The sequence below is a fragment of the Pseudomonas azerbaijanorientalis genome, assembly GCF_019139795.1.
Lineage (GTDB): Bacteria > Pseudomonadota > Gammaproteobacteria > Pseudomonadales > Pseudomonadaceae > Aquipseudomonas > Aquipseudomonas laurylsulfatiphila.
This window is the reverse complement of sequence record NZ_CP077078.1, coordinates 1,928,288-1,937,500: the sequence shown is the minus strand read 5'-3', so window position 1 is coordinate 1,937,500 and position 9,213 is coordinate 1,928,288. Positions and strand designations below refer to the sequence as shown.

Annotated in this window: 11 protein-coding genes (1 of these 11 running past the window's edge); 5 read left to right on the top strand and 6 right to left on the bottom strand. The window is 59.6% G+C overall.

Features of this window, described 5'->3' with window-relative positions:
- Positions 1-213 carry the 3' portion of a hypothetical protein gene (locus KSS91_RS08530; protein ID WP_217837607.1) on the top strand. 69 nt of this gene lie to the left of the window's left edge, so only the last 213 of its 282 coding nucleotides appear in the window; its start codon lies beyond the left edge, outside the window; its stop codon occupies positions 211-213.
- Between the two features lie 14 nt (positions 214-227).
- On the opposite strand, the gene KSS91_RS08525 is transcribed toward KSS91_RS08530, so the two are convergent.
- On the bottom strand, positions 228-788 hold the full coding sequence (locus tag KSS91_RS08525) for a TetR/AcrR family transcriptional regulator (protein WP_217837606.1): 561 nt from the start codon (positions 786-788) through the stop codon (positions 228-230).
- 92 nt (positions 789-880) lie between these two features.
- Between KSS91_RS08525 and KSS91_RS08520 the strand changes: the two genes are divergently transcribed.
- Both KSS91_RS08520 and KSS91_RS08515 read left to right on the top strand, forming a co-directional pair.
- Complete coding sequence (locus tag KSS91_RS08520; protein ID WP_217837605.1) at positions 881-1,609, top strand: SDR family oxidoreductase; 729 nt, start codon at positions 881-883, stop codon at positions 1,607-1,609.
- Between the two features lie 36 nt (positions 1,610-1,645).
- Positions 1,646-2,236 carry a 2-hydroxychromene-2-carboxylate isomerase gene (locus KSS91_RS08515; protein WP_217837604.1) on the top strand — a complete coding sequence of 197 codons (591 nt, stop codon included), beginning with the start codon at positions 1,646-1,648 and terminating at the stop codon, positions 2,234-2,236.
- On the opposite strand, the gene KSS91_RS08510 is transcribed toward KSS91_RS08515, so the two are convergent.
- Positions 2,233-3,231 (bottom strand): zinc-dependent alcohol dehydrogenase family protein, encoded by a 999-nt coding sequence (locus KSS91_RS08510; protein ID WP_217837603.1) that lies wholly within the window; start codon positions 3,229-3,231, stop codon positions 2,233-2,235. The two genes, KSS91_RS08515 and KSS91_RS08510, sit on opposite strands and share 4 nt — an antisense overlap.
- Before the next feature lie 104 nt (positions 3,232-3,335).
- Here KSS91_RS08510 and KSS91_RS08505 point away from each other — a divergent pair, with 104 nt between their 5' ends.
- Positions 3,336-4,256: a LysR family transcriptional regulator gene (locus tag KSS91_RS08505; RefSeq protein ID WP_217837602.1), complete on the top strand. Its 921-nt coding sequence runs from the start codon at positions 3,336-3,338 to the stop codon at positions 4,254-4,256.
- Here the strand turns inward: KSS91_RS08505 and KSS91_RS08500 are convergent.
- The 4 genes from KSS91_RS08500 to KSS91_RS08485 form a co-directional block, all read right to left on the bottom strand.
- Entirely contained in the window at positions 4,249-6,057 is a 1,809-nt protein-coding gene (locus KSS91_RS08500; protein ID WP_217837601.1) for an aminopeptidase P family protein, read from the bottom strand. The genes KSS91_RS08505 and KSS91_RS08500 overlap by 8 nt on opposite strands.
- Positions 6,058-6,122: 65 nt before the next feature.
- Positions 6,123-7,280 carry a cysteine desulfurase family protein gene (locus tag KSS91_RS08495; protein WP_217837600.1) on the bottom strand — a complete coding sequence of 386 codons (1,158 nt, stop codon included), beginning with the start codon at positions 7,278-7,280 and terminating at the stop codon, positions 6,123-6,125.
- A gap of 206 nt (positions 7,281-7,486) precedes the next feature.
- Positions 7,487-8,101, bottom strand: a complete 615-nt coding sequence (locus KSS91_RS08490; protein WP_217837599.1) for a LysE family translocator — start codon at positions 8,099-8,101, stop codon at positions 7,487-7,489.
- Positions 8,102-8,202: 101 nt separating this feature from the next.
- A complete protein-coding gene (locus KSS91_RS08485; protein WP_217837598.1) occupies positions 8,203-8,472 on the bottom strand; it encodes a hypothetical protein in 270 nt (89 codons plus the stop codon).
- Positions 8,473-8,718: 246 nt separating this feature from the next.
- On the opposite strand from KSS91_RS08485, the gene KSS91_RS08480 reads away from it, so the two are divergent.
- A complete protein-coding gene (locus KSS91_RS08480) occupies positions 8,719-9,177 on the top strand; it encodes a VOC family protein (protein ID WP_095968113.1) in 459 nt (152 codons plus the stop codon).
- Positions 9,178-9,213: the final 36 nt, after the last annotated feature.

Here is a 9,213-nt window from a genome sequence, read left to right as displayed (position 1 = left end):
ATCAAGCACGGCAAGAAAGGGCTACACATCAACTGTTCCGGACTATCTTCGTCCTGGGACAAGTGCTACGCCAGCGCTGCCAACTCCTGCGCCCCCAAGGGGTACAAGGTCATCGCCAAGTCGGGAGACTCCGTGGAGGAGCCCGGTGATTATCCGTTTGGCCTCAATCCCGCGGGTTATACCAGCCGCAGCATGATTGTCATCTGCAAATAGGCAGGGCCGTCGCGTCAGGCTCCCGAACTTGCGATCTGACGGCCGATTTCCTCGTAGCTGGACTTCAGCACCGTGCGCTGGACATCCGGGCTAGCCAGCATTCGCGCTACGACCAACGCGCCAATACATTGCGACAGAATTGCCCACGCCAGGCTGTCGCTTTGCAGGACGCCCGCCCAACTTTCCTGTAGGCGGCAAATCCAATGCTCTGCCTGTTGGCGGACACTCACATCGGAACGGGCAATTTCCGCCCCCAATGCCGGTAACGCGCAACCGGTTTCCGGATTCTCGACGTGAGACATGCTCAGGTACAGTTTCAGGCAGCGCTCAAGCTTGTCACGGTCCTGTCCTTCCCCCAGCCGCGCCAGACTTTGACCCAACTCACGTTCGACAATGGTTGCGAACAACTCGTCTTTCGACGAAAAGTGACTGTAGAAGGCCCCACCACTCAAGCCAATGGCCTTCATCAGGCCGTCCACGCCCACCGTGGAAAAACCGGATTTCTTGGCCGACAACGCACTGCTTTCCAGCAACCTTTGTCTGGTTTCCAGCTTGTGACTGGCCGAATAACGCATTGCCCTTCCCCCTGAGTTGCTCACCTTGACGCCTGTTGAATCATAGCATAACGTTCGTTTAGTTAACGATCGTTTACCAAAGGGATCAACCCATGAATAACAAGAAGGTCGTATTGGTCGTCGGTGCAGGTGACTCCACGGGAGGCGCCATTGCCAAGCGGTTTGCCCAGGAGGGGTTTGTCGCCTGCGTCACCCGTCGCAGCGCGGACAAGCTGCAGCCACTGGTGGAGGCCATCAAGGCTGATGGCGGCGAGGCCCACGGGTTTGCCTGTGATGCACGTAAAGAAGAAGACGTGATCGCGCTGGTCGAGCAGATCGAAAGCCAGATCGGCCCCATCGAAGCATTTGTCTTCAACATCGGCGCCAACGTGCCGTGCAGCATTCTCGAAGAAACCGCCCGCAAGTATTTCAAGATCTGGGAAATGGCCTGCTTTTCCGGTTTTCTCAATGCCCGTGAGGTAGCCAAGCGCATGGCCAGGCGCCAGCGCGGCACCATCCTGTTCACCGGCGCCACTGCAGGCATGCGTGGCGCTGCCGGGTTCGCGGCATTTGCCAGTGCCAAGCACGGCATTCGAGCATTGGCGCAAAGCATGGCCCGGGAGCTCGGACCGATGAATATTCACGTTGCCCATGTCATCGTCGATGGCGCCATCGATACCGATTTCATCCGTGAAAGTTTCCCCGAGAAATACGCTACCAAGGATCAGGATGGAATCCTCAATCCCGAGCATATCGCCGAAAACTATTGGTACCTGCACAGCCAGCCCCGCGATGCCTGGACCTTCGAGCTGGACCTTCGCCCCTGGAGCGAACGCTGGTAATCGCCCACACACAACAATAAGACGAGCGCCTTGAACATGAGCAAAACCGTGGAGTTCTACTTCGACCTCGGCAGCCCCGCCACCTATCTGGCCTATACCCAGCTACCGAAGATTTGCGCACAGACCGATACCCGCCTGGTCTACATTCCGTTCTTGCTGGGCGGAGTATTCAAAGCCACCGGCAATGCTTCTCCGGCGACTATCCCGGCCAAGGGCCGCTACATGTTTCAGGACCTGGACCGCTACGCCAAACGCTACGGCGTGCCCCTGAAATTCAATCCGCACTTCCCGATCAACACCTTGATGCTCATGCGCGCCGTAACAGGCATGCAGTTGCGCCATCCGGAACGCTTTGCCGCCTTCCTCGACTGCCTGTTCAAGGCCATCTGGGTAGAGGGTCGCAGCCTGGACGAACCGGCAACCGTCGCGGCAGTGCTCAGCGAAAACGGCTTCAACCCACAGGAAGTACTGGCCCTGACCGCCGATGAAGAAATCAAGGCGGCGCTCAAGGACAATACCGAAAAAGCCGTACAGCGAGGCGTATTCGGAGCCCCGAGCATGTTTGTCGACAACCAGCTGTACTTCGGCCAGGATCGGCTGGACTTCGTGCTCGAAGCCCTGAGTTAGACCTCGATGACCAACCGCCCCTTTGCCGCTCCCGACAAGAGCAGTGCATGGGCGGCTTCTGCCGATTCCAGCGTGAACGAGTGCGGGTCAAGCAACGGCACGAGCTTGCCCGCCTCGATCAACCCCGCCGCCTCGCGCAGAATCTCGCCGTGATGCTCGCGCCCCTGGCCCGTCAACAGTGGCAGCAGGGTGAAGACACCGGAGTAAGTCGCCCCGCGAAAGGAAAGCGGTGCCAGGCTGTGCTGGCCCCACCCCAGGCAACTGAGTACATGACCGTGATACACCCGGGCAGCCTTGAATGACGCATCCAGCGTTTCGCCCCCCACCGTGTCATAGACAATGTCGAAGCCCTCACCGGCGGTATGTTCGGCCACATAGTCTTCGACCGAAGACTTGCGGTAATCGATAAACGTCGCGCCGAACCCTTCGATGATCGATTGTTGCCCGGCCGAGCCCGTGGCAAAAACCTCAGCACCAAAAGCGCGGGCGATTTGTACCGCTACATGTCCGACGCCCCCGGCGCCACCATGTATCAATACCTTCTGACCGGACCGAACGCGAGCCCGGTCCACCAGACCTTCCCAAGCGGTGATCAGCACCAGTGGCAATCCAGCCGCTTCGCGCATGCTCAGGTTGTGCGGTTTGCGAGCCAACAGGCGGGCATCGACCGCCGCGTATTCGGCCAAAGAACCTTGAATACCACCAATACCCGTGGCCATGGCGTACACCTCATCCCCCGGCAGCCAGCCAATGACGCCCTCGCCCAGCGCCTCTACGGTCCCGGCCAGATCCATTCCGACAATCGCCGGCAGTGGTTGCCTCGCATGGGCCGCCAGCCCGGAGCGGATTTTTCCATCCAGTGGATTCACACCGCTGGCCTTGATCCTGACCAATACCTGCCCTGCCTGTGGCACGGGCCGCGCGATGGAAACCAGGCGTAACGGCGCATTGGCCGAGTCGATCATCAGAGCGCGCATGTTCAGTGAGTCAGTCATTTCGCCATCTCCCATCAGAAGTGAATACAGGGTCAATCTTGCCCCGCCCTATTCATGCCGATAAGACGCCATATCGCTATAGTGATCATGCCTGTACAGCATCAATGAGAAATTCCGTGGACACACTCAATGCAATGGCAATATTCGTGCGGGTGGTCGAGCGTGGCAGCTTTTCCGCCGTTGCCCGGGAGTTGCAGACCAGTCAGCCGACCATCAGCAAGGTGCTGCAAGCACTGGAAACCCGATTGGGCGGAAAGCTGATTGCCCGCAGTACCCGCAAGTTATCGCTGACGGAAGAAGGTCAGCGCTATTACAACGAATGCCGGATCATCCTTGCTGCCGTGGATGCGGCAGAACACAGCTTCCAGTCCGGCCGGGAAAAAGTGGCCGGTCCTCTGAAAATCGGTTCGTCGGTCAGTTTCGGCCGTTTGCAGATCGCTTCCCGATTGCCGGACTTTCTCAGACGCTACCCTGACGTACAGATAGACCTGCAACTGAACGATCAGAACCAGGATCTGGTCAGTGAAGGGCTGGACGTCACCTTCCGGATCGGTGCCCTGAACGACAGTGGCCTGATCGCTCGCCTGGTAGGTACGACCCATCGGGTGACCGTCGCATCACCTGACTACCTCAGGCAATACGGCAAACCGCAAACACCGCAGGAACTGGGCAGGCACAACTGCCTGATGTTCAACCTGCTGAGCAGTCAAAACCTGTGGGTTTACACAAAAGATGCCCAGCGTCATGAGGTGCGGATCAAAGGCAATGCGCAGAGCAACAATTCCGAGGCGATCCGCGAACTGGTGCTGGGGGGATTGGGGATTGCGCTATCGCCGGTGTGGTTGTTCAGCGAGGATCTGAAAGCCGGAAGAGTGACGGCGATTCTTCAGGACTACACTGCAGAGTCGCTACCGATTCATGCCGTGTCCCCGGCGAATCGTCGCCAATCCGCCAGGGTCAAAGCCTTTGTTGACTACATGAGCCGGGCGCTGGAGACAGCGCCCGAACTGAAAGCAATCAAATAGCCGCGGTACGCGTGTTCAGCCACTCAAGGGCCGCACCCTCGACCAATGGGCTCAGGCGTTCGCGCACTTCGGCGTGGTAGGCATTGAACCACTGCTTTTCATCTTCGGTCAGCAGCGTGGTTTCCAGGCAACGGGTGTCGATCGGGCACAGGGTCAGCGTTTCGAACTTCAGGAATTCACCGAATTCGCTTTTGCCTGCCTCACGGTTCATCGCCAGGTTTTCGATCCGCACGCCCCAACGGCCCGGACGATAGGTGCCCGGTTCAATGGACGTGATCATGCCCGGTTGCATCGCCGTTTGCGGGGCAGGTGCAGCCTGATAGGCGATGACTTGCGGACCTTCGTGGACGTTGAGGAAGTAACCGACACCATGACCGGTGCCATGACCATAGTCGACACTTTCCGCCCAGATCGGCGCACGAGCGATGGCATCGAGCAGCGGCGACAGAATGCCTTTCGGGAACTGCGCGCGGGACAAGGCAATCACGCCCTTGAGCACGCGGGTGCAATCGCGTTTTTGCTCATCGGTCGGGGTGCCCACTGCAACCATCCGCGTGATGTCGGTGGTGCCGCCCAGGTACTGGCCTCCGGAGTCGATCAACAGCAGACCATCCCCTTCGATGACCGCGTGTTCCTCTTCGGTGGCGTGGTAGTGCGGCATCGCGCCATTGGCGTTGTAGGCGGCAATGGTATTGAAGCTCAGCGACACATAATCCGGACGGCGTTCACGGGCGGCGGTGAGTTTTTCGTCGATAGTCAGTTCGGTGATGCGCTCACGGCCCAGCGCCGAGTCCAGCCAGGCGAAGAATTCGCACAGTGCTGCGCCGTCCTGCTCCATGGCCTGACGGATGTGTTCGGCATCGGCCAGACTTTTTTGCGATTTGGCCAGGGTGGTCGGGTTCAGGCCCTCGATCAGTTTCACCCCGCTGTCGAGGTTGTCCAGCAACCCCGCCGTGACCCGCGCCGGGTCGACTTGCAGGCTCGCGCCGCTCGGCACGGCGCGCAGTGCGGCAGCGACTTCGCTGTAATCGCGCAAGGTCACGCCGTCCTGCTCAAGGATGGCGCGCAGTTCGGCACTGACCTTGCTCAGGGCGACAAACAGCGTGGCCTGTTGCTGATTGATCAAGGCGAAGGAAACGAATACCGGGTTGAACGACACATCGCCGCCACGCAGGTTGAACAGCCAGGCGATGTCATCGAGGGTGGCGATGAAATGCCAGTCGGCACCGCGGGCCTGAAGGGATTCACGCAGTTTGGTGAGTTTTTCGCCACGGCTGACGGTCGCTTGTGGAGGCAGGTGCTGATAAATCGGTTCGTTCGGCAGGCTTGGGCGGTCGCTCCAGACTCCGCCAAGCAGGTCGATGTCGGTGCGCAGGCGGGCGCCACGCTCTTCAAGTTTAGCGCCCAGGGTCCGCGCCGACGCCACGGCCATGACCGCGCCATCGACCGCGACAACGCCACCCTCGGGGGTTTGCTCGGCCAGCCATTCCAGTGGCCCGGGTTGGCCCGGTTGCAGCTTGACCAGGTCAATGCCGCTGCCCTTGAGTTCCTTGGTCGCCTGCTCCCAATAACGGCTGTCGGCCCAGACACCGGCAAAATCCGGGGTCACGATCAGGGTGCCGACCGAGCCATGGAAACCCGACAACCACTGGCGCCCCTGCCAGTAACCCGGCAGGTACTCGGACAGGTGCGGGTCGGCCGACGGCACCAGCAAGGCGTGAATGCCCTCCCGACTCATCAGTTCGCGGGTTTGCGCCAGGCGCTGGGGCACCGATCCATTGATCGAAAGCTGCGTATTCATCGTGTCTCCTGCTAACCACTACATCATTATTGTTGAGTGCCGATCAGCGTCGGCGCTTCGTCGCCCTATTGCCAGAATGCCGGAGCACTGGCGCAGGCTGCCTTGATCAGTTGAACCGCCTGGTCGATATCCCGCTCGGTGGTGAAACGCCCGAGGCTCAAGCGGATGGTGCGGCCGGCCGAGCGGGCATCATGCCCCAGGGCCAGCAGCACATGGGATGGGGTATTGCTCGCGGAATTGCACGCCGAGGTCGCGGAAAAAGCGATCGAGGCCAGCAACGCCGCCGGGTTGAACTCGCCTTGCGCGAAGGTCAGGCTCAGGGTATGGGGAATGCGCCGGGTCGGGCTGCCATTGAGTCGCACGCCGGGAATGCCCTGCAATTGCTCGAGCAAGCGTTCACGCAAACGCACGATGGTGGCTTTCTCTTCATCGAACGCAGCGGCCGCCAGTGCAAAGGCCGAGCCCATGGCCACGATCTGATGAGTCGCCAGGGTGCCGGAACGCAGACCGCCCTCATGCCCGCCGCCATGGATCTGCGCCTGCAATCGTTGCTGGGCACGCGGACCGACATACAACGCACCGATGCCTTTGGGGCCGTACAGTTTATGCGCGGAAAACGACATCAGGTCCACCGGCCACTGCGCGAGGTCGATCGCCACTTTGCCCGCGCCCTGTGCGGCATCGACATGGAACAACGCCCCGCTTTCACGCACCACCTGACCGATGGCGGGAACATCGTTGAGCGTCCCCAGTTCGTTGTTGACCAGCATCAGCGACACCAGGAAAGTGTCCTCGCGCATGGCTTCGCTGACCGCTTGCGCGGTGATCAGCCCATCGGCATCCGGCACCAGGTACGTCACGGCGACACCGGCATCCTGCAGTTGCCTGGCGGTATCGAGAATGGCCTTGTGTTCGATCTGGCTGGTGATGATATGGCCACCGCCAGTGCCGCGGCCCTGGGCTACGCCTTTGAGCGCGAGGTTGTTCGATTCGGTGGCGCCTGAGGTCCAGACGATCTGTTCAGGTCTCGCGCCGACCAGTTCGGCGACCTGGCGTCGCGCCTGCTCCACCGATTGTCGGGCCTGCTGGCCAAAGACATGAGAGCTTGAGGCCGGGTTGCCGAAATTGCCGGTAAAGCCCAGACACTCGACCATCACCTTGATGACCCGCTCATCCACCGGCGTGGTGGCGGCGTAATCGAAATACAACGGACGTTTATTCATAAAAGACTCGCAGAGCGTGTTCCGGGATCAGGAAGCTCGTGACTGCAAACGGCAAAGCGCAGCCTTGTGAGCTGCGCGCTGTTTTCAGAACGCTACCAATACCTGATCGGATGCCGTTAAAGAAGGACTACTTCATTTAATAGTGCGTAGGAACGCTCCTGAAAAGTCAGCTTAACAGGCATCGGGCAACCGGTTGAAGCAATGCGTCAGCCAAAGCTTTCGAGCAGCAGCGGATAAAGCGAACCCACGAGCAGCGCGGCCATGCCCCAATTGAACAGGCGCAGCCAGCGGCGATCCTTCAGAACATTGCGCAACAGCGTGCCGCAAGCGGCCCAGACACCGACACTCGGCAGGTTGATGATGGCAAAAACCGCCGCAATCACGATCACATTGGTGAAGTAACCTTGCATCGGCGTGTAGGTGCTGATGGCGCCAATAGCCATGATCCAGGCCTTGGGGTTGACCCACTGGAACGCGGCGGCGCCCAGATAGCTGATCGGTTTCGCCTCGTTCTGCTGACCCTCCGACACTGGCCCGGAATGAGCGATTTTCCACGCCAGATACAGCAGATACGCCGCCCCCACGTAACGCAGCACGGTGTAGAGCAAAGGGTAAGCCTGGAACACCGCGCCAAGGCCGAAACCGACCGCCACCACCAGTACAAAGAAGCCACAAGTGATGCCGAGCATGTGCGGAATCGTGCGGTTGAAGCCGAAGTTCACCCCGGAAGCCAGCAACATGGTGTTGTTCGGACCGGGTGTGATCGAGGTGACGAGGGCGAACAGGGCAAAGCCCAGCAGCAGGTCGAGTGAGAGCGTCATGGGTGGCAGTCCGTCAGGGTCGGTCAGGTGTTGACCCTATCGCACACCTTGGGCGAAACCCATGGACAGTTACGCGAAACTTGGAGCAGTACAGTTTTGCCTCAGCTTGGACGACCGTGAAGCTGTACAGATCGGCTGGCGTTCATTTCCCCCTGGTTGTCGTAGCTCAACGACTTTTGCTGCTGGCCGAGCAGTTCGGCTTTTTTCGCGTGGTATTCATCGAAGGACAATCCGCGGCGGTTCAGCGCCTCCAGCGCCAGTTCCTTGCTTTCTTCAGCCGTGTAAGGGCGAAGCTCCGGGGAAACATGGCTGGCACATCCGGCGAGTACGGAGACAGCGAGCATCAGCAGAGTGGCGATCATCGGTTTCATTTCTGGCGTCCTGGCGACTGGTTCGAGGCAATGAACACAGGCTACCCGCGCCTCCCGGGTAGCAGAAATCAACGCTTTCAATAGTGGCTATCAGGAAATGGCGATCATTGTCCTTATCAGCGCTGGAGCCTACCTGATGGCACTTGTGTGGCGTGGCTGCTCGTCGGGCGCTCGGTGAGGCGAAAGCGGCTGGCCTATATTTATCCGGCTACTTTCATTCACAGAACAAGAACAGGGAGATCCATCATGAGTGTCAAACCCATTCCGGAGGGGTATCACAGCATCACCCCCTATCTGGGCATCCACAAAGCTGCCGAAGCCATCGATTTCTACAAGAAAGCCTTCGGCGCCATTGAGGTCATGCGCCTGGCCATGCCCGATGGTGGCATCGGTCACGCCGAACTGCGCATCGGCGATTGCCCGATCATGCTGGGTACACCGTGCGATCAAGGACCGCTGAGCAACCCGGACAATTCGCCGTCCGTGGGTCTGCATTTGTACGTGAAGGATGTCGACAAGTCCTACAAACAGGCCATCGATGCCGGTGCCACCGTTGTATCCGAGGTCAAGGATCAGTTTTACGGCGATCGCTCGGGCACCTTGAAAGACCCCTACGGGCATCTGTGGTTCCTGGCGACGCGCAAGGAAGACCTGACTCAGGAACAGATTGAACAACGGGCGAAGGAGATGTTTCAACAGGGTTGAAATCTTCGCGAGCAGGCTCGCTCGGACTCTGTGGGA